This window comes from Janthinobacterium sp. GW822-FHT07A03 (assembly GCF_058798815.1).
In genome coordinates, this window is the sequence record NZ_JBXAKW010000002.1 from 175,395 (window position 1) to 195,338 (window position 19,944).

18 protein-coding genes are annotated in these 19,944 nt (G+C 65.4%); 16 read left to right on the plus strand and 2 right to left on the minus strand.

Features of this window, described 5'->3' with window-relative positions:
- The first annotated feature begins 26 nt into the window (after window positions 1-26).
- From xylB to gabD, 14 genes are all read left to right on the plus strand, one after another.
- Entirely contained in the window at window positions 27-794 is a 768-nt protein-coding gene (gene xylB, locus AC1RJW_RS06815; protein ID WP_493044334.1) for a D-xylose 1-dehydrogenase, read from the plus strand.
- Complete coding sequence (locus AC1RJW_RS06820; RefSeq protein WP_493044335.1) at window positions 791-2,578, plus strand: IlvD/Edd family dehydratase; 1,788 nt, start codon at window positions 791-793, stop codon at window positions 2,576-2,578. The genes xylB and AC1RJW_RS06820 overlap by 4 nt, the downstream gene beginning before the upstream one ends.
- Window positions 2,579-2,673: 95 nt before the next feature.
- Window positions 2,674-3,648: a D-xylose ABC transporter substrate-binding protein gene (gene xylF / locus AC1RJW_RS06825; protein WP_099377905.1), complete on the plus strand. Its 975-nt coding sequence runs from the start codon at window positions 2,674-2,676 to the stop codon at window positions 3,646-3,648.
- Between the two features lie 74 nt (window positions 3,649-3,722).
- Window positions 3,723-5,306, plus strand: coding sequence for a D-xylose ABC transporter ATP-binding protein (xylG, locus tag AC1RJW_RS06830; RefSeq protein WP_493044336.1), 1,584 nt, complete (start codon window positions 3,723-3,725; stop codon window positions 5,304-5,306).
- On the plus strand, window positions 5,303-6,445 hold the full coding sequence (locus AC1RJW_RS06835; RefSeq protein ID WP_230504313.1) for a sugar ABC transporter permease: 1,143 nt from the start codon (window positions 5,303-5,305) through the stop codon (window positions 6,443-6,445). The genes xylG and AC1RJW_RS06835 overlap by 4 nt, the downstream gene beginning before the upstream one ends.
- Before the next feature lie 32 nt (window positions 6,446-6,477).
- Entirely contained in the window at window positions 6,478-7,677 is a 1,200-nt protein-coding gene (locus AC1RJW_RS06840) for a XylR family transcriptional regulator (protein WP_493044337.1), read from the plus strand.
- Window positions 7,674-8,441, plus strand: a complete 768-nt coding sequence (locus tag AC1RJW_RS06845) for an aldose epimerase family protein (protein WP_493044338.1) — start codon at window positions 7,674-7,676, stop codon at window positions 8,439-8,441. Before AC1RJW_RS06840 ends, AC1RJW_RS06845 begins: the two co-directional genes overlap by 4 nt.
- An 83-nt stretch (window positions 8,442-8,524) precedes the next feature.
- Window positions 8,525-9,538 carry a 2-dehydro-3-deoxygalactonokinase gene (locus AC1RJW_RS06850; RefSeq protein ID WP_493044339.1) on the plus strand — a complete coding sequence of 338 codons (1,014 nt, stop codon included), beginning with the start codon at window positions 8,525-8,527 and terminating at the stop codon, window positions 9,536-9,538.
- Window positions 9,535-11,265: an L-arabinonate dehydratase gene (gene araD, locus AC1RJW_RS06855; protein WP_493044340.1), complete on the plus strand. Its 1,731-nt coding sequence runs from the start codon at window positions 9,535-9,537 to the stop codon at window positions 11,263-11,265. The genes AC1RJW_RS06850 and araD overlap by 4 nt, the downstream gene beginning before the upstream one ends.
- Before the next feature lie 11 nt (window positions 11,266-11,276).
- Complete coding sequence (locus tag AC1RJW_RS06860; RefSeq protein ID WP_493044341.1) at window positions 11,277-12,173, plus strand: SMP-30/gluconolactonase/LRE family protein; 897 nt, start codon at window positions 11,277-11,279, stop codon at window positions 12,171-12,173.
- Between the two features lie 13 nt (window positions 12,174-12,186).
- Window positions 12,187-12,840 carry a bifunctional 2-keto-4-hydroxyglutarate aldolase/2-keto-3-deoxy-6-phosphogluconate aldolase gene (locus AC1RJW_RS06865; protein WP_493044342.1) on the plus strand — a complete coding sequence of 218 codons (654 nt, stop codon included), beginning with the start codon at window positions 12,187-12,189 and terminating at the stop codon, window positions 12,838-12,840.
- Window positions 12,841-12,906: 66 nt separating this feature from the next.
- Window positions 12,907-13,329, plus strand: coding sequence for a CoA-binding protein (locus AC1RJW_RS06870; protein WP_493044343.1), 423 nt, complete (start codon window positions 12,907-12,909; stop codon window positions 13,327-13,329).
- Window positions 13,326-14,168: a PPK2 family polyphosphate kinase gene (locus AC1RJW_RS06875; protein WP_493044344.1), complete on the plus strand. Its 843-nt coding sequence runs from the start codon at window positions 13,326-13,328 to the stop codon at window positions 14,166-14,168. Before AC1RJW_RS06870 ends, AC1RJW_RS06875 begins: the two co-directional genes overlap by 4 nt.
- Before the next feature lie 92 nt (window positions 14,169-14,260).
- Window positions 14,261-15,715, plus strand: coding sequence for an NADP-dependent succinate-semialdehyde dehydrogenase (gabD, locus tag AC1RJW_RS06880; RefSeq protein WP_493044345.1), 1,455 nt, complete (start codon window positions 14,261-14,263; stop codon window positions 15,713-15,715).
- A gap of 6 nt (window positions 15,716-15,721) precedes the next feature.
- Here the strand turns inward: gabD and AC1RJW_RS06885 are convergent, their stop codons facing one another.
- Window positions 15,722-16,849 carry an extracellular catalytic domain type 2 short-chain-length polyhydroxyalkanoate depolymerase gene (locus AC1RJW_RS06885; RefSeq protein ID WP_493044346.1) on the minus strand — a complete coding sequence of 376 codons (1,128 nt, stop codon included), beginning with the start codon at window positions 16,847-16,849 and terminating at the stop codon, window positions 15,722-15,724.
- A 181-nt stretch (window positions 16,850-17,030) separates the two neighbouring features.
- Here AC1RJW_RS06885 and AC1RJW_RS06890 point away from each other — a divergent pair, with 181 nt between their 5' ends.
- Window positions 17,031-17,624 (plus strand): glutathione peroxidase, encoded by a 594-nt coding sequence (locus AC1RJW_RS06890; protein ID WP_493044347.1) that lies wholly within the window; start codon window positions 17,031-17,033, stop codon window positions 17,622-17,624.
- Window positions 17,625-17,740: 116 nt separating this feature from the next.
- Window positions 17,741-18,100, plus strand: a complete 360-nt coding sequence (locus AC1RJW_RS06895) for a DUF1428 domain-containing protein (protein ID WP_493044348.1) — start codon at window positions 17,741-17,743, stop codon at window positions 18,098-18,100.
- On the opposite strand, the gene pabB is transcribed toward AC1RJW_RS06895, so the two are convergent.
- On the minus strand, window positions 18,097-19,935 hold the full coding sequence (gene pabB, locus AC1RJW_RS06900; protein ID WP_493044349.1) for an aminodeoxychorismate synthase component I: 1,839 nt from the start codon (window positions 19,933-19,935) through the stop codon (window positions 18,097-18,099). The two genes, AC1RJW_RS06895 and pabB, sit on opposite strands and share 4 nt — an antisense overlap.
- Window positions 19,936-19,944 lie beyond the last annotated feature (9 nt).

Consider the following 19,944-nt stretch of genomic DNA (forward strand, 5'->3'; position numbering starts at 1 on the left):
TCCGATTTTTTTAAAAGAGAGATAACATGCAGCATGCAACTTACCCCAGCCTGGCAGGCCAGCGCGTCGTCATCACGGGCGGCGGCACTGGCATCGGCGTGGCCATCGTCGAGGCGTTCGCGCGCCAGGGCGCCCACGTCACCTTCCTCGACATCGCCCGCGAGGCGTCGCTGGCCCTGCAGGAAAAGCTGGCCCACCTGCCGCAGCCGCCCGTTTTCCGCTATTGCGACCTGACGGACCTGGCAGCCCTGGCCGCCACCTTCGCCGAGATTGAACACAGCGCGGGCGCCACGGATATCCTCATCAACAACGCGGCCAATGACGACCGCCACCAGCTGCAGGACGTCACGCCCGCCTACTGGGACGAGCGCATGGCCGTCAACCTGCGCCACCAGTATTTCTGCGCCCAGGCAGTGGCGCCGGCTATGCGCGCCAAGGGCAGCGGCGTGATCCTCAACCTGGGCTCGATTTCCTGGCACCTGGCGCAGGCGAATCTGTCGATCTACATGACGGCCAAGGCCGGCATCGAGGGCCTGACGCGCGGCCTGGCGCGCGACCTGGGTGCCGACGGCATCCGCGTCAACTGCATCATTCCCGGCGCCGTGCGCACGCCGCGCCAGGAGCGGCTGTGGCATACGCCGGAAGCGGAAGCCGTGATCCTGCAGGGACAATGCCTGCAGCTGCGCGTGGAGCCGGAAGACGTGGCGGCGCTGGCGCTGTTCCTCGCGTCCGACAACGCAGCCAAGTGCGCCGGCCGCGAATACTATGTCGACGCAGGCTGGTACGGCGCATGAGTACCCCAGGCAACCGCCAGGCGCGGCGCTTCCGCTCGCAGGACTGGTTCGACAATCCTGACCACATCGACATGACGGCGCTGTACCTCGAGCGCTTCATGAACTACGGCATCACGGCCGAGGAGTTGCGTTCGGGCCGGCCCATCATCGGCATTGCGCAAAGCGGCAGCGATATCAGCCCCTGCAACCGCATCCACCTAGAGCTGGCGCAGCGCGTGCGCGACGGCATCCGCGACGCGGGCGGCATACCGATGGAATTTCCGCTGCACCCGATCTTCGAGAACTGCCGCCGTCCCACGGCCGCCCTGGACCGCAACCTCGCGTATCTGGGCCTGGTGGAGATCCTGCATGGCTATCCGATCGACGCCGTGGTGCTGACGACGGGCTGCGACAAGACCACGCCGGCGCAACTGATGGCCGCCGCCACGGTGGACATTCCCGCCATCGTGCTGTCGGGCGGCCCCATGCTCGACGGCTGGATGGACGGCGAACTGGTCGGTTCCGGCGCGGCCATCTGGAAGGGCCGCCGCCAGCTGTCCGCCGGCTTGATCGACAACGACAAATTCCTGCAGATCGCCGCCGCCTCGGCGCCGTCGGCCGGCCACTGCAATACCATGGGCACGGCATCGACCATGAATGCGCTGGCCGAGGCGCTGGGCATGTCCCTGACGGGCTGCTCGGCCATCCCCGCGCCATATCGCGAACGGGGCCAGATTGCCTATGAAACGGGGCGCCGCATCGTCGGCATGGCGCATGACGACGTGCGCCCGTCGAGCATCCTCACGCGCGAGGCCTTTCTGGATGCCATCATCGTCAATGCGGCCATCGGCGGCTCCACCAACGCCCAGCCGCACCTGATGGCCATGGCGCGCCATGCGGGCGTGGCATTGCACTCGAGCGACTGGATGGCGCACGGCTACGACGTGCCGCTGCTGTTGAACATGCAGCCGGCGGGGAAGTATCTGGGCGAACGCTTCCACCGCGCCGGCGGCGTGCCGGCTGTGATGTGGGAGCTGCAGCAGGCGGGCCTGCTGCATGCGGACCGGTTGACGGTCACGGGCCAGAGCATGGCGGCCAACTTGCAAGGCCGCGAGAGCGCGGACCGCGAGATGATCCGCCCGTTTGCTGCGCCGCTGAAGGAAAAGGCCGGTTTCATGGCCTTGCAGGGCAACCTGTTCGACTTCGCCATCATGAAAACCAGCGTGATCTCGCCCGCTTTCCGCGAGCGCTATCTGTCGCGCCCCGGCAGCGAGGGTGTGTTCGAGGCGCGCGCCATCGTCTTTGACGGTTCAAGCGACTATCACGCGCGCATCAACGACCCGGCGCTCAATATCGACGACAGCTGCATGCTGGTCATGCGCGGTGCCGGTCCCGTGGGCTGGCCCGGTTCGGCCGAAGTGGTCAACATGCAGCCGCCCGACGCCTTGCTCAAGGCCGACATCCTGAATTTGCCGACCCTGGGCGACGGGCGCCAGTCGGGAACCTCGGACAGCCCCTCGATCCTGAACGCATCGCCGGAAAGTGCCGTGGGCGGTGGCCTGGCGCTGCTGCGCACGGGCGACATCATCCGCGTGGACCTGAACGGGGGGCAGTGCGACATGCTGGTCGATGCACAGGAACTGGCGCGCCGCGCCCAGGAACTGCCGCCGCCCGTCAACGACAGCGCCACGCCGTGGCAGGAAATCTACCGCGCCAGCGTGGGCCAGCTGGAAACGGGTGCCTGCATGGAGCTGGCGCTGAAGTACCGCGCCGTAGGCCAGACCCTGCCGCGCCACAATCACTAGTTTATTTGTTGTTCGTTGTACCTCGCAGTTAAAAAATGTAGCTAAAAAATCCAATAAGGAGACACGTAATGAACAAGATCATCAGTGCAGCCATCATGACCGCCATGCTGGCATTGAGCAGCAGCGCCGCCCTGGCCGATGCGAAAAACCCGAAGATCGGCTTTTCCATCGACGACTTGCGCGTGGAACGCTGGACGCGCGACCGCGATTTCTTCATCGCCGCCGCCGAGAAGCAGGGCGCCAAGGTCTTCGTGCAGTCGGCCGACGCCAGCGAGCAGCGCCAGATTTCGCAAATTGAAAACCTGATCTCGCGCGGCGTGGATGTGCTGGTGATCGTGCCGTTCAACGCCACGGTGCTCAACAATACCGTCAAGGAAGCGAAAAAGGCCGGCATCAAGGTGTTGTCGTATGACCGCTTGATCCTGAACGCCGATATCGATGCGTATATCTCGTTCGACAACGAGAAAGTGGGCGAAATGCAGGCCGAAGGCGTGACCAAGCTGCAGCCGAAGGGCAATTACTACTTGCTGGGCGGTTCGCCGACCGACAACAACGCCAAGATGCTGCGCGAAGGCCAGATGAAGGTACTTAAACCGTTCATCGACAAGGGCGACATCAAGATCGTCGGCCAGCAGTGGGTGAAGGACTGGAGCGCCACCGAAGCGCTGTCCATCGTGGAAAACGCGCTGACGGCCAACGGCAACAAGATCGACGCCATCGTCGCCTCGAACGACGGCACGGCCGGCGGCGCCATCCAGGCCCTGGCCGCGCAAAAACTGGCCGGCAAGGTGCCGGTCTCGGGCCAGGACGCCGATCTGGCGGCGGTGAAACGCGTCATCGCCGGTACGCAGTCGATGACCGTCTACAAACCCCTGAAAACCATCGCCGCCGAAGCGGCCAAGCTGGCCGTGCAACTGGCGCGCAATGAAAAGCCCGCCTACAACTCCAGCTATGACAACGGTCTGAAAAAAGTCAGCACGGTGCTGCTGAAACCAACGCCGCTGACCAAGGCGAATGTGAACATTCTCGTCGATGACGGCTTCTATACCAAGGCGCAACTGGGTAATTGATCGCCCGCCTGATGTCGGCTGACGCGCTGCGCGCTAAGCCGACATTTTTTCCCGTATCCGCAACGAGAGTGAGCATGTCCGACTATCTGCTTGAAATGAAAGGCATCGTCAAACAGTTTGGCGGTGTCCGCGCGCTCGACGGCATCGACCTGCAGGTGCGGGCCGGCGAGTGCATCGGCTTGTGCGGCGAGAATGGCGCCGGCAAGTCGACCCTGATGAAGGTGCTGTCCGGCGTGTACCCGCACGGCACCTGGGACGGCGAGATCCTGTGGGATGGCCAGCCCCTGCGTGCGCAATCGATCCGCGACACGGAAGACGCGGGCATCATCATCATCCACCAGGAACTGATGCTGGTGCCGCAGCTGTCCGTGGCCGAGAATATCTTCATGGGCCGCGAGATCACCCTGCCCGGCGGGCGCATGCATTACGCGGCCATGTACAAGCGCGCCGACGAGCTGCTGCGCGAATTGAAGATACCCGAACTGAACGTGGCGCAGCCCGTGATGAATTACGGCGGCGGTCATCAGCAGCTGGTGGAAATCGCCAAGGCACTCAACAAGAATGCGCGATTGCTGATACTCGACGAGCCGTCGTCGTCGCTGACGGCGTCGGAAATCGCCGTGCTGCTCGATATCCTGCGCGCGCTGAAGGCCAAGGGCGTCACCTGCATCTATATTTCGCACAAGCTCGATGAGGTGGCGGCCATCTGCGACACCATCGTCGTCATCCGCGACGGCAAGCATATCGCCACCACGCCGATGGCGCAGATGAATGTCGAGCGCATCATCGCGCAAATGGTGGGCCGCGAAATGAGCCAGCTGTATCCGCAGCGCGCAGTGGGGAACAATGTGCCTGCGGCCATCGGCGAAGTGCTTTTCGAGGCGCGCCACGTGAGCTGCATCGATGCCGACAACCCGCAGCGCAAGCGGGTCGACGATGTGTCGTTCACCCTGCGCAAGGGCGAGATCCTCGGCATCGCCGGCCTGGTGGGGGCGGGGCGCACGGAGCTCGTCTCGGCCCTGTTCGGCGCCTACCAGGGGCCGTGCCAGGCCGAAGTGTGGCTCGATGGCCGCCGCATCGACACTTCGTCTCCGCAAAAGGCCATCGCCATGGGCCTGGCCATGGTGCCGGAAGACCGCAAGCATCACGGCATCGTGCCCGACCTCGACGTGGGGCAGAACATCACCCTGGCCGTGCTGGAGCAATTCGCGCGCGCCACGCGCATCGATGGTGAGGCGGAATTGAAGGCCGTGCGCGGCGAGATCGCGCAGCTGGAACTGAAGGCGGCCAGCCCGTCGCTGCCCATTACGAGCCTGTCGGGCGGCAACCAGCAAAAGGCCGTGCTGGCCAAGATGCTGCTGACGCGCCCGCGCGTGCTGATCCTCGACGAGCCCACGCGCGGCGTGGACGTGGGCGCCAAATATGAAATCTACAAACTGATGCTGGCGCTGGCCGACCGGGGCGTGGCCATCATCATGGTCTCGTCGGAACTGGCCGAAGTGCTGGGCGTGTCCGACCGCGTGCTGGTGATGGGCGAAGGCCGCCTGCGCGGCGACTTTATCAACGATGGCCTGAGCCAGGAAACCGTGCTGGCGGCGGCGCTGGACCAGCGCCCGGCGCCCGCCGCCAACACCGCAAACAAGGAACCCGCAGCATGAAACCGCACAGTATCAAACAGCTGTTCACCCAATACAAGATGCTGGCCCTGCTGATCGCCGTGGCGCTGATCTGGGCCTTCTTTTCGTGGAAGACGGAGGGCAGCTTCCTCACGCCGCGCAACCTGTCGAATCTGCTGCGCCAGATGTCCGTCACCGGCATCCTCGCCTGCGGCATGGTGCTGGTGATTATCGCCGGCGAGATCGACCTGTCGATCGGCTCCCTGCTGGGGCTACTCGGCGGCATCGCCGCCGTGCTGGACGTCACGCAGCACTGGCCGCTGGCGCTGAACCTGATGGCGGTGCTGGGCTGCGGCCTGGTGATCGGCCTCTTGAATGGCTACCTGACGGCGTACCGGGGCATCCCGTCCTTCATCGTGGGACTGGGCGGCATGCTCGCGTACCGCGGCATCCTGCTGGGCATCACGGGCGGCATCACGATCGCGCCCGTCTCCGAGCCTATGGTCTACCTGGGACAGGGCTACCTGCCCGCGGTGCCCGGCATCGTGCTGGGCATCGGCCTGTTCCTGCTGGCCGCCTTCCTGACGTGGCGCGCGCGCGCCAGTCGCGCCCAGCACGGCTTGCCACAGACGGCGTCCTGGGCCGACGGCCTGCGCCTGGCCGTCATTGGCGCCGTGCTGTATGCCTTCGTGCGGACCCTGAACGGCTACGAAGGCATTCCGCTGCCCGTGCTGCTGCTGCTGGCCTTGCTGGGGCTGTTCAGCTACATCACCAGCCAGACCGTGTTCGGCCGCCGCATCTACGCCGTGGGCAGCAATATGGAAGCGACGCGCCTGTCCGGCATCAACGTCAAAGCCGTCAAGCTGTGGATCTTCGGCATCATGGGCCTGATGTGCGCGCTCGCCGGCCTGATCAACACGGGCCGCCTGGCGGCCGGTTCGCCGTCGGCCGGCACCTTCAGCGAACTCGACGCCATCGCCGCCTGCTTCATCGGCGGCACCTCGATGCGCGGCGGCTCGGGCACCGTGTACGGCGCCCTGATCGGCGCGCTGGTGATGGCCAGCCTCGATAACGGCATGTCCATGCTGGACGTGGACACCTACTGGCAGATGATCGTGAAAGGCAGTATCCTCACCCTCGCCGTGTGGGTCGATGTCAGCACGCGAGCCGGACGCAGATAGCCGTGAAACGATCTGGCACGGGAGGAGACACCATGAAGATGCCGACCGCGCACAGGATCGCGCTCCTGTTTAACGGGAATAAGATCTACGACCGCGATATCATCGCGGGCATCGCCGCCTACCTGAATACCACGCGCGTGTCGTGGGACCTGTTCCTGGAGGAGGATTTCCGCTGCCGCCTGCCGGGCATCGAGCGCTGGCAGGGCGATGGCATCATCGCCGATTTCGACGATCCCGCCGTCTGTGCGGCGCTGGCGCACAGCCGCCTGCCCGTGGTGGCCGTGGGCGGCTCGTATGCGCGCGCCGAGGATTACCCGGCCGGCATCCCGTACGTGGCGACCGATAATTTCAAGATCGTCAAGCTGGCCTATGAACACCTGGTGGAAGCGGGCTTGAGCCAATTTGCCTGTTTCAGCCTGCCGGAGGCCGATGTCAACCGCTGGGCGCAGGAGCGCGAAACGGCGTTTTGCGCCCTGATGGAGCGCGACCACATGCGCGCCGACGTGTACCGGGGCGTGGCCACCAGCGCGCCGTCTTGGGACGAGGCGGTGGAGCAGCAGATCGCCTGGCTCAACAGCCTGGAAAAACCCGTCGGCATCATCGCCGTGAGCGATGCGCGCGCGCGCCAGCTGCTGCAAGCCTGCATGCATGCGGGCATCGCCGTGCCGGAGCAAGTGGCCCTGATCGGCATCGACAACGACCCGCTGGCGCGCATGCTCACGCGCATTCCCTTGAGTTCCGTGATCCAGGGCACCGAGGAAATGGGCCGCACGGCCGCGCATTTGCTGCACCAGATGTTGAACGGCGCGCGTCTATCCGGCACGCGCATCCTCGTGCCGCCGGCCGGCCTGAACGTGCTCGCGTCCACGCGCCACCAGCCCTTCCAGCATCCGCAGGTGATGCAGGCGCGCCACTTCATCCGCCAGTACGCCTGCCAGGGCATCAAGACGGAGCAGGTGGCCGATTACGTGGGCGTGTCGCGCTCCTCGCTCGAAGCGCACTTCCGCCACGAACTGGGGCGTAGCGTGCACGACGAGATCCTGCATTTCAAGCTCGATGCGGCCAAGACCCTGCTGGCGCGCGGGCCGGGACAGGTGGCCGAGGTGGCCGTGCGTTGCGGCTTTACCACGGTGCAGTACATGCACGCCGTCTTCAAGCGCGAACTCGGCTGCACGCCGCGCGAATTCCAGCAGCGCAGCCGGCCGCCGCCAGCGCCCGGGCAGGCGCCATGATGCATCTGCTGCGCAATGCGCGCGGCATGCGCGTGGCCATCGACGCGCATGATGCCAGTGTGCGGGCCTGGTGGGCGCCCGACCGTTATGGCCGCCTGGCCGATGTGCTGGGCGCGGCACCCTCTGCGGCGCACGCGTCCACGGGCTGGCGGTGCGACCCGCCGGACGACGGCCGCTTGCTGCTGCGCCTGGCGCACGACGGCCTGTCGGTGCGACTGGCCTACCGGCTTGACGACGATGGCAGCCTGCACCTCGACTGCGCCGCCACGGCCGATGCGGTTTCCCGTTTTGCGCTTGCCGCGCCCCGCTTCAATCTGCAGGGCGGCCGCGCCGCCGTGGGCGACCATGTGCTGCGCCTGGCGGCGGACCGCTACTGGCCTGGCGGCCACTCTTGCAGCGCTCCGCTCGACGTGGCGGGCAGCGCGTTTGACTTCCGCCAGCCGGCGCCGCTCGCTTCGCGCCTGGCCTGGCCCGCGCTGGTGAACTTGCCGGGATTCCGGCATGACTTTTACTGGACGGGCAGCGGCCCGCTGCGCGAAGCGGCACAGGTTGCCGACCCCGCTTCCGGCCGGGTCCTGCGTTTTTCCAGCACCCAGGACAGCTGCCATCTGTATTCCGATGCGCGCTGTTTTTCCCTGCTGGCGCAGGACGTGCAATTGCAGCCGGGACAGGTGAGGCGGTTCCAGCTCGCCTACCGTTTGGGCGTGCAGGATATCGACGCGTTTGACATATCCGAACCGGTATCAATGATGTCAAATAAGTGATTGGTCAGATATGCGTGGCAGTTCTACCATGGGGTAGTTTTTCCCTCATTTATTTTTGCCCTTACCGACGCTGCCAACCTGCCATGAACATACTCACCATCGATGCCGGCACCACCAATACGCGTACCTTGCTGTGGCGCGACGGCGCCGTCGTCGCCCAGGCGCAGCTGGAAACGGGCGTGCGCAATACCGCCATCGATGGCCATAACGGCGCGCTGAAACAGGCGCTGCGCGACACCATCGCCAGCGTGCTGGCCAGCGCGGGCATCGCGCCGTCCGCCGTGGACCTGGCGCTGGCGTCTGGCATGATCACTTCGCCCATGGGGGTGCGGGAAGTGCCGCATTTGCCGGCGCCTGCCGGCCTGCCCCAGCTGGCGCAAGGCATGCAGGCGGTGGAATTGCCCGACGTGCTGGCGCAGCCCCTGTGGCTGATTCCCGGCGTGCGCAACCAGCATGGCGCCGTCGGCCTGCATAACGTCGAAGCGATGGACATGATGCGGGGCGAAGAGACGGAAGTCGTCGCGCTGCTCGAGCGCCTGCAGTTGCGGGGCGCGGCGACCCTGATCATGCCCGGCTCGCATACCAAACTGATCAGCGTGGACGAGCAGCGCCGCATCCTCGGCTGCAGCACCACCATCGCGGGCGAGCTGCTGCAGGCGATCACGCAGCACACCCTGATCAAGCAATCGGTCGATGGCGGTTTTGCGCAGACCCTGGTGCCAAAAATGTTGCTGGCCGGTGCGGCCGCGGCGCAAAAAACGGGGCTGGCGCGCGCCTGCTTCAGCGTGCGCACCCTGGGCCAGTTCAGCGCCGTCGAATGCAATGAGCGGGCCAATTTCCTGATGGGCGCCGTTCTCAGCGGCGACTTGCTGGCGCTGCGCAACAGCACCGCCATCCAGATGCGGCCCGATACGCCGCTCGTCATTACCGGCAAGCCCATGCTGCGCCAGGCGCTCGGGCTGCTGATCGAGGAACACGGATTCTTTTATGGCAAGCGCATCATCGTCGACGACCAGCAGCAAGACTATCTGGCCGGTCACGGTGCGCTGCTGATCGCCGCCGCGCGCGGCTTGATTTCCCCGCAGGAGACAGTATGAGTGACAACAAGAACAAGCGTCCCTTGCGTTCGCAAGCGTGGTTTGGCGGCGACGACAAGGACAGTTTCATTCACCGCAGCTGGATGAAGAACCAGGGCTATCCCAGCGACGCTTTCGATGGCCGTCCCGTCATCGGCATCTGCAATACCTGGTCCGAGCTGACGCCCTGCAATGGCCATTTCCGCGACCTGGCCGAGATGGTCAAGCGCGGCGTGCTCGAAGCGGGCGGCTTTCCCGTCGAGTTTCCCGTCATGTCGCTGGGCGAGACGAATCTGCGTCCGACGGCCATGCTGTTCCGTAACCTGGCCAGCATGGATGTGGAAGAATCGATCCGCGCCAACCCCATCGACGGCGTGGTACTGCTGACGGGCTGCGACAAGACCACCCCGGCCTTGCTGATGGGCGCGGCCAGCGTGGACTTGCCCACCATCGTGCTGTCGGGCGGCCCCATGCTGAATGGGAATTACCGCGGCAAGCCGATCGGCTCGGGCACGGACGTGTGGAAGTTTTCCGAAGACGTGCGCGCCGGGCGCATGACCTCAAACGAATTCAAGCGGGCCGAATCGTGCATGTCGCGCTCCGCCGGCCACTGCATGACCATGGGCACGGCCTCGACCATGGCCAGCATGGTCGAGGCGCTGGGCGTGACCCTGCCCGGCAACGCGGCCATTCCCGCCGTCGATGCGCGCCGCAAGCTGCAGGCGCAGCTGACGGGCCGGCGTATCGTCGACATGGTGCATGAAGACCTGAAACTGTCGCAGATCCTCACGCGCGAAGCGTTTGAAAACGCCATCATGGTCAACGGCGCCATCGGCGGCTCGACCAATGCCGTGATCCACCTGCTGGCCATTGCCGGGCGTATCGGCGTGGACATGCGCCTGGGCGACTGGGACCGCCTGGGCCGCGACATTCCCTGTTTGCTGAACCTGATGCCGTCGGGCCAGTACCTGATGGAAGATTTTTACTATGCGGGCGGCCTGCCCGTGATCATCCGCGACCTGCTGGGCAAATTGCATGGCGAGGCGCTCACCGTCACGGGCGAGACCATGGCCGTCAACGTGGCCGAAGCGGAAAATTTCAATCCCGAGGTGATCACGCCGCTGGCGCAGCCGTTCAAGGACGAGGGCGGCATCGCCGTCCTGCAGGGCAACCTGGCCCCGCGCGGCGCCGTCATCAAGCCCTCGGCCGCGTCGCCCGAGCTGATGCAGCACCGTGGCCGCGCCGTCGTCTTCAACAGCATCGAGCATTACAAAAAGCGCGTCGACGATCCCGCGCTCGACATCGACGCCAGCTGCGTGATGGTGCTGCAAAATTGCGGCCCGCAGGGCTATCCGGGCATGGCTGAAGTGGGCAATATGGGATTGCCGAAAAAACTGCTGGAGCAGGGCGTGCGCGATATGGTGCGCATCTCGGACGCGCGCATGAGCGGCACGGCCTACGGCACGGTGGTGCTGCACGTGGCGCCGGAAGCGGCCGTGGGCGGGCCGCTGGCGCTGGTGCGCGACGGCGACATGATCGAACTGGACGTGGCGGGACGGCGCTTGCACCTGGACGTCGACGAGGCCGAGCTGGCGCGCCGGCGCGCCGAGTGGAGCGCACCGCCACCGGCCATGAAGGGCGGCTACCAGTCCATGTACATCAAGCACGTGACGCAGGCCGACGAGGGCGCGGACCTTGATTTCCTCGTCGGCTGCCGGGGATCGGCCGTGCCGCGCGAGTCACACTAAAAAGGAAAAAAATGATGGGGACACAGGCCCAATTACTGGTCGATGCGCAGAACTTCCTGGGCGAGGGCGTGCGCTGGTGCGAACGCAGCGGCCGCGTTTTCTGGACGAATATCGAAGGCTGCCAGCTGCATGCGCTGGTGCTGGCCACGGGCGAACGCCAGCGCTGGGACATGCCCGAGCGCCTGGCGTGCTTCGCGCTGACGGACCGCGACGACGTACTGCTGCTGGGCCTGGCTTCGCGCCTGGCCTGGTTTGACGCGCGCAGCGGGGCCGTCACGCCATTGCACACGGTGGAGGGCGACCTGCCCATGACGCGCCTGAACGACGGCCGCTGCGACCGCCAGGGACGCTTTGTCTTCGGCACGCTCGATGAACGCCCGTGCCGCGATGCGATCGCCAGCTTCTATCGCCTCAACCTGGACTTGAGCCTGGAACGGCTGCCGCTGCCGCAGATCGCCATCTCGAACAGCATCTGCTTCAGCGTCGATGGCACGGCCATGTATTTTTGCGACTCGATGAAGAAGGCGATCTACCGCTGGGATGATTACCTGGGCGGCGACGCCAGCCGGGTGCGCGTGTTTGCCGTGCTCGATCCGGGGCCGGGTGCCGCCGACGGCGCCACCATCGATGCGGATGACCACTTGTGGAGCGCGCAGTGGGGCGCTGGCAGGGTCTTGCGCTTCGCGCCGGACGGCAGCGTCGAACGGGCAATAGCCTTGCCCGTCTCGCAGCCCAGCTGCGTGAGCCTGGGCGGCCCGCACTACGACGAATTGTTCGTCACGACGGCGCAGGAAAGCTTGACCCCGGCCCAGCTGGCGGGCGAACCGCTGGCCGGCGGATTGTTTCATGCGCGCCAGATGGGCGTGCGCGGTTTGCCGGAAGTGCGCTTTGGCGCCCTGCCGGCCTGACAGGAGAGAGCAGATGCAAAAGCACTTGGTTTTCAATGGCATCCTCGAACGGGGCATGGTCGGTATCGTGCGCGCCGACTCGCCCGATGCGGCGCTGCAGATCGCCGAGGCGTGCATCGCCGGCGGCATCACGGCGCTGGAAGTGGCATTTACCACGCCCGATACCCTGGGCGTGCTGCGCACCCTGCGCGAACGCCATGGCCATGACGTGCTGCTGGGCGCGGGCACGGTGCTCGATACGGAGACGGCGCGCGCCGCCATCCTGGCCGGCGCCCAGTTCATCATCTCGCCCAGCGTGAACGTGGAGACCATCGCGCTGTGCCAGCGCTACCAGGTGCTGGCCATGCCGGGCGCGATGACGCCGACGGAGATCGTCACGGCCCTGCAGGCGGGCGCCGACATCGTCAAGGTCTTCCCCGCCGAGATGTTTGGCCCCGCCTATATCAAGGCCTTGCGCGCACCGTTGCCGCAGGCGCCGCTGATGCCGACGGGCGGCGTGACGGTGGAGAACCTGCATGCATGGTTTGCCAGCGGCGCCTTGGCCGTGGGCATCGGCAGCAGCCTCAGTGGCCCGGGCGCCACGGGCGATTACGCGGCCGTGACGGCGCGCGCGCAGGCCTTCGTGGCGCAGATGGCGGCCGTGCGTATGGCTAAGTCTTCTGGCTAGCTCCCGGCGGGACGGGAATCTGCTACGCTAGACGGGCAATGTCGCACGCTTAACCACGCCCCGAATATGCCCAACATCGCCCGCATCCTGCAAGACAGCCGCATCATCGCCATCGTCGGCATGTCCGACAAGCCCGAACGCGCCAGCCACGAAGTGGCCGACTACCTGCTGCGGCAGGGATACCGCGTGCTGCCCGTCAATCCGGCCCTGGCCGGGCGCGACGTGCTGGGCCAGCGCGCTTACGCCACCTTGCCGGAGGCCGCGGCGGCCGTCGCGCCGGCGCGCATCGACATCGTCGACTGCTTCCGCAAGCCGGCAGATATCCTGCCCATCGCCGAGGAAGCCATCGCCGTCAAGGCCGGCTGCCTGTGGCTGCAGCTCGACGTCGTCAATGAAGAGGCGGCGCAGCTGGCGCGGGCGGCGGGCCTGGATGTGGTGATGGACCATTGCACAAAAATAGAACACCGCAAGCTGGCGGTGGCGGCATGAAGGCCCGCACGCAATTTCGCGCCGGCCAGGGCTTCGACCTGAACGAGGAATTCGCCGGCAAGCGCCTGCTGGGCGCGGCCACCAAGGCGCCCAACAAGAAGCTGACCCCAGCCCAGTGCAAGGCCCTGGACCGCGAGGAAACCGTGGCGTTGACGGCGCAGATCGCCGAGTGCCAGAGCATGCTGTACGCGCAGCACAAGAAGAAGGTGCTGCTGGTCCTGCAGGGCATGGATACCTCGGGCAAGGATGGCACGGTGAAGGCCATTTTCAGCAATATCAACCCGATGGGCATCCGCGCCGTGGCGTTCAAGGGCCCCACCGATATCGAACTGGCGCACGACTACCTGTGGCGCGTGCACCAGCACGTGCCGGTGAAGGGCGAGATCGCCATCTTCAACCGCAGCCATTACGAGGATGTGCTGATCACGCGCGTGCAGGACATGATCGACAAGGCCGAATGCCAGCGCCGCTACGCGCAGATCCGCGATTTCGAGCGCATGCTGAGCGAGACGGGCACCGTCATCCTGAAAGTCTTCCTGCATATCTCGAAGGACGAGCAGCGGGGACGGCTGCAGGAGCGGCTCGACGATCCCGACCGCCAGTGGAAGTTCGATCCCAACGATATCGCCCAGCGCAAGAAGTGGGATGGCTACCAGCGCGCCTATGAAACGGCGATCCGCGAGACCGATGCCGATCACGCGCCGTGGTACGTGGTGCCATCGAATTCCAAGACGCAGCGCAACCTGGTAGTGGCCTCGCTGCTGCTGGAAACCCTGCAGGCCATGAAGCTCGAATATCCGGCGCCGGACCCGAAACTGTCGTCTTTCAAGGTCGAGTAGAGGGCAGGGCAGTTCAGCGCATCGCCTGCGGAATCGGCCGCGCTGTGGCATAGTATCCCTCGTCGATAATTCAAACCAGACCGGAGATCCATATGCTGCAGTTGAAAGATCCTACCTTGTTGCGTCACCAGGCTTACGTGAATGGAGCCTGGGCGGATGCCGATGGTGGCCAGACGATTAATGTGAGCAATCCCGCCACCGGCGAGCATATCGGCACGGTGCCCCTGATGGGTGCAGCCGAGACGCGCCGCGCCATCGAGGCGGCCAATGCCGCCTGGCCCGCCTGGCGCAAGAAGACGGCCAAGGAACGCGCGGCCGTGCTGCGCCGCTGGCATGACCTGATCCTGGAAAACGCCGACGACCTGGCGCTGATCATGACCACCGAGCAGGGCAAGCCCCTGCCGGAAGCGAAGGGCGAAGTGCAGTTCGGCGCCTCGTTCATCGAGTGGTTTGCCGAAGAAGGCAAGCGCGTGGCGGGCGATACCTTGCAATCGCCATGGCCCGACCGCCGCCTGGTCATCACCAAGGAGCCGATCGGCGTGTGCGCCGCCATCACGCCGTGGAATTTCCCCGCCGCCATGATCACCCGCAAGGTCGGCCCGGCCCTGGCCGCCGGCTGCCCGATGGTCTTGAAACCGGCCGAGGCAACGCCGTTTTCCGCGTTGGCGCTGGCCGTGCTGGCCGAGCGCGCGGGCGTGCCGGCGGGCGTGTTCAGCATCGTCACGGGCGCGCCGAAAGACATCGGCGGCGAAATGACGTCGAACCCCATCGTGCGCAAGCTGACGTTTACGGGCTCGACCCAGGTGGGCCGTTTGCTGGCGGAACAGTGCGCGCCGACGATCAAGAAACTGTCGCTGGAACTGGGCGGCAATGCGCCGTTCATCGTCTTCGACGACGCCGACCTGGATGCGGCCGTGGAAGGCGCCATCGCCTCGAAATACCGCAATGCGGGCCAGACCTGCGTGTGCGCCAACCGCCTGTACGTGCAGGACAGCGTGTACGACGCGTTTGCCGACAAGCTGGTGGCCGCCGTGGCCAAGCTGAAGGTGGGCAATGGCATCGAGGCGGGCGTCACGCAAGGCCCGCTGATCGACGCCAAGGCGGTCGCCAAGGTGGAAGAGCACGTGGCCGACGCGCTGGGCAAGGGCGGCCGCCTGCTGGCCGGCGGCAAGCGCCATGCGCTGGGCAACGGCTTCTTCGAGCCGACCATCATCGCCGACGTGACGAACGACATGCGCGTGGCCACCGAGGAAACCTTCGGCCCGCTGGCACCCCTGTTCCGCTTCAAGACGGACGAGGAAGTCATCGCCCTGGCCAACAATACGGAATTCGGCCTGGCGGCCTACTTCTATTCGCGCGACATCGGCCGCATCTGGCGCGTGGCAGAAGGCCTGGAAACGGGCATGGTCGGCGTCAACACGGGCCTGATCTCGAACGAGATCGCCCCCTTCGGCGGCGTCAAGCAATCTGGCCTGGGCCGCGAAGGGTCGACCTACGGTATCGAAGATTATTTAGTCATTAAATACATCTGCATGGGCGGCATCTAAGGCCGCCTAGCGTGAACCGCGGCGCGCGGCGAGGCGGTCCAGCATGCCCTTGACCGCTTCCATCTGCGTGCCGCTCTTGCGGTAGAAATCCGGGTCGATCGGGTTGATGCTGGTGTAGCCCCAGAAATCCCAGCAGCCTTTCGGGTTGTACGGATAGACGGGGCTCGGTTCGGCCTGCGGATACAGCACGATGATCTTGTTGGCGTCCGCCACCTGGTTGTAGCCGGTGCTGGTATAGAAACGGTCGCCGATCGCCTGCGTCGTTTGCAGGCAGCCGTGGAACACCACGTGCACGCGGCAGCTCTCGCTGTCGCAGGCTTTCGGGATGTAGGCATAGCCCGTATTGTTCATGCTGGAGTAGGCGTTCTGGATGAAGCTGCGTTGGTTGAATGCGATCAGCTTGCCCGTCAGGGTGGTCGATGACGGCTGCAGGTCCGGATACAGGTGCTGCAGGATGTCGCGCGCCTGCACGTAGTCGCAGTCATTGATGAAGGGCGACTCCGTCACGGCGCAGGGTTTGTCCTGATTGCTGTCGGTCAGGATGGCGTGGCCCGCGCCAAGCGTGTCGACGAAGCGGATCTGCGCCGCCGGCGTGCCCGCCAGTTGATAGAATTTTCCCACCTGTTCCACCACCGGCCGCGTCACGGTCTGGTCTTTCGTTCCGCTGAACAGATACACGCGCTGGCGTTTCAGGTTGGCCGTGTCGTCGATGAGACGGGCCTGCGCAAAATCGTTCGCCGCGCGCAGCAATTCGCTGGCCACGGGCGGCGCCACTTGCGAGCTGCCTGGATTCATGCAAGTGGTCAGGGCATTCGTCAGGTAGGGAATATACGGGAAGCGGCCCGGCTGGCCCGAGCAGAAATACGGGCCCCCCGCGATGATGCCGGCGCCAGCGACGGTGGCCGAGTAGGCGACGGCAAACTGCGCCGCCATGAAGCCGCCCGAGGACAGGCCGGACACCGTGGTCTGGCTCAGGTCGGCCTGGTAGGCGGGCAGGGCGGGGGCGTCCTTGGTCGCGGCGGGTTTGACGGCTGCTTTTGCGGCCGTGGCGGCATGCGCGTCGCCGGGCGCCAGGATGAGTAGGCTGGCGGCCAGCAGGGTGGTGGGTAATGCGGTCAGGTGCGGGAAGGGCATGGCAACTCCAGAAGGCAAGAAAAGGGACAGGAAGGCCGAGCATAGGTAAAAAAACTGTGCGCTGGGCAAGTACTGCACTGTCGTTGATGTCGCTCAAGCTATCGCTGTTGTTGTGCGTCTTGTACGCGCGCGCGGCGTTTGACATAGAATGGTTTTTTTCCGTTCAACCATGGTGCCCCTCATGTCCAAGACCCTTGCCCAGCTGTTTGCGCTCACCACCCTTGCCGCCGGCGCCAGCCTGGCCATGCCGGCCCATGCCGCCGAAACCGTGCCAGCTGCCGCCGCGGCAACCGCCTGCCCCGCCATCCTCAAGCAGACCTTCAACCGCCTGCAGGATGAAGCGCCGCAAAACCTGTGCCAGTATGCGGGCAAGGTCGTGCTGGTGGTCAATACGGCCAGTTATTGTGGTTTTACCAACCAGTATGAAGGGCTCGAGGCGCTGTACGCCAAGTACGGCAGCAAGGGCCTGGTGGTGCTGGGCTTCCCGTCGAACGATTTCGGCAAGCAGGAGCCGGGCAACAGCAAGGAAATCGCCGATTTCTGCTACAACACCTACGGCGTGAAGTTCCCCATGTTCGCCAAATCGGTGGTGTCCGGTCCCACGCCGAATCCCCTGTACGTGGACCTGATCAAGCAGACGGGCAAGACGCCGGCCTGGAATTTCCACAAATACCTGATCGACCGCCACGGTAAAGTGGTGGAAAGCTTCCCCAGCAAGGTGACGCCGGACGACAAGAAACTCGTTGGCGCGGTGGAAAAAGCGCTGGCGATGTAAGTTGCCGATATACAAGCAGGCTTGAACGCCTGCTTTTTTTTTAATGCCGCGCTTGTCGTCTTGCCATCATTGTCCTAAGCTGGTTGTTCGCGTTTGTTACAACAAAGGAGATCATCATGGCGTATGTCGATGGATTTGTGGTGCCCGTACCGAAAGCCAAGCTCGATGCCTACCTGGCCATGTCGCGCAGTTGCGGTGCCGTCTGGCGCGAATATGGCGCGCTGGAATTTCGCGAATGCGTGGGCGACGATGTCAAGCCGGGCAAGCTGACCTCGTTCCCGCAGGCGGTGGACTTGCAGGATGGCGAAGTGGTGGTGTTTTCATGGATCGTGTATGAGTCGCGCGCCAAGCGCGATGAAATCAACGACAAGGTCATGAAAGACCCGCGCCTGGCCGAGATGATGGACCCGGCCAAGCTGCCGTTCGATGGCAAGCGGATGATCTACGGCGGCTATGAAATGCGCATTGACGTTTAAATGACGAGCTGGGCCGGCATCGCGCCGCGCAGCGCATTGCACACGACGATGGCCTCGGCCCGTGCCAGCATGGTGCGCGTGATGATGGTTTCCTGCGCACCCCAGGCGGGATCGGCCAGCATCGCCGCGCGTTGCACGCCGGGTAGCAGTCCGCAGGACAGGGGCGGCGTGTGCCAGCGGCCATCGAGCCGGACGAAGACATTGCTGCGCCCGCCCTCCGTCAATTCGCCCCGCTCGTTAAAGAACAGCATGTCGAAGCCGCCTTGCGCCTCGGCCGCGCGCCACGCCGCGTCATAGCGCGCGCGCACGCTGCTCTTGTGGCGCAGGAACAGGTCGGCGGCAGTCGTGGCGTCGGGCGCCAGCATGACGTTGACCGTCTTCGGCAAGGGCGACAGGGCGCCGCTTTGCAGCGTGAACTGGCCATCCTGGCGCAGCGCCAGGCGCAGGCGGAAGGGCGCATCGTCGGGTCGTGCCGCACAGGCCGCGTGCAGCGCCGCGCGGGCAGCGTCGGCATCCCAGGCAAAATTAAAATAGGCGCAGGAGGCGGCCAGGCGCGTCAGGTGGCGCTCCTGCTGGCGGCAGCCGTCGGCGCGGCTCGCGTGCAGGGTCTCGAACAGTTCGAAGTCATTGGTCAGCCCTGTTAGGAAGCGGGCCTTGAGCTGGCATTCCGCAAATTCCTCGTGCGGGTCGCTGTCCAGGACGATACCGGCGCCCACGCCCATCTCGCCGCGCCGCATGCCACCTGGACCCGCCGGCTGCAAGGCCAAGGTGCGGATCGGCACGGACATGCAAAAGTCGCCCACGGTATGGGCGGCTCCGGCGGCTGGCGGATCGAACCAGCCGATGGCGCCCGTGTAGACACCGCGCGGTGCGGGCTCCAGTTCGGCGATGATTTCCATGGTGCGGCGCTTGGGCGCGCCCGTGATGGAACCGCACGGATACAAGGCCTGGAAGATATCGGCCAGGCTGGCGTCGTCTCTCAAACGCGCCTGCACGGTGGAGGTCATCTGCAGCACGCTGCTGTAGCGTGTCACCTGGAACAGGGCGGGCACCTTGACGGAGCCCGTGGCGGCGATGCGGCCGATGTCGTTGCGCAGCAGGTCGACGATCATCAGGTTTTCCGCGCGGTTTTTCGGATCATTGGCCAGGGCGGCGGCGCGGCGCGCGTTTTCGTCCGTTTGTTCAGGCGGAGCCGCCGGCGCCGTGCCTTTCATCGGGCGCGCCGTCAGCTCGCCCTGCGCATGGCGCACGAACAGCTCCGGCGACAGCGACAGCAGGGCGCCGCCATCGGGCAGCATCACCAGCGCGCCATACGGCACGGGCTGGCGTTCCCGCAGCCGCGTATACAGGGCCAGGGGCGAGCCGAAGGCGTCGAAGCGCAAGCGATACGTATAGTTGACCTGATAGGTGTCGCCGGCCACGATGTAGTCGTGGATGCGGTGCAGCGCGCGCGTGAATTCGGCCTGATTCACGTTCGCGCGGATGCCGGCGATGCCGGTCGGCGTTTCCATCGCCGGCGTACGTGCGGCCAGCCACTGCAGCACCTCGTCCTGCGACAGCTGGGTGCAGTGTTCGAAGACGAGCACCTGCGCCAGCGGCGGCGCATCTGGGCCAGGGGCGCGCGGCGGCATGGCCAGCAAGTGCGCGCCCAGCTCGTAGCTGCACACGCTGACGGCGTACTGGCCGCGATTTAAGGCCTTTTGCAGCCCCTCGAGCAGGGTTGTCCACTGCTCCCCCTCGCTGCACTGCAGGACCGCCGCCAGGCCCGTGTACAGGCGCGAAGCGGCGCCCGGGGTGCTGGCGTCGTCGAGCAGGGCGAAACAGTCGGTATGCATGGGGACAGC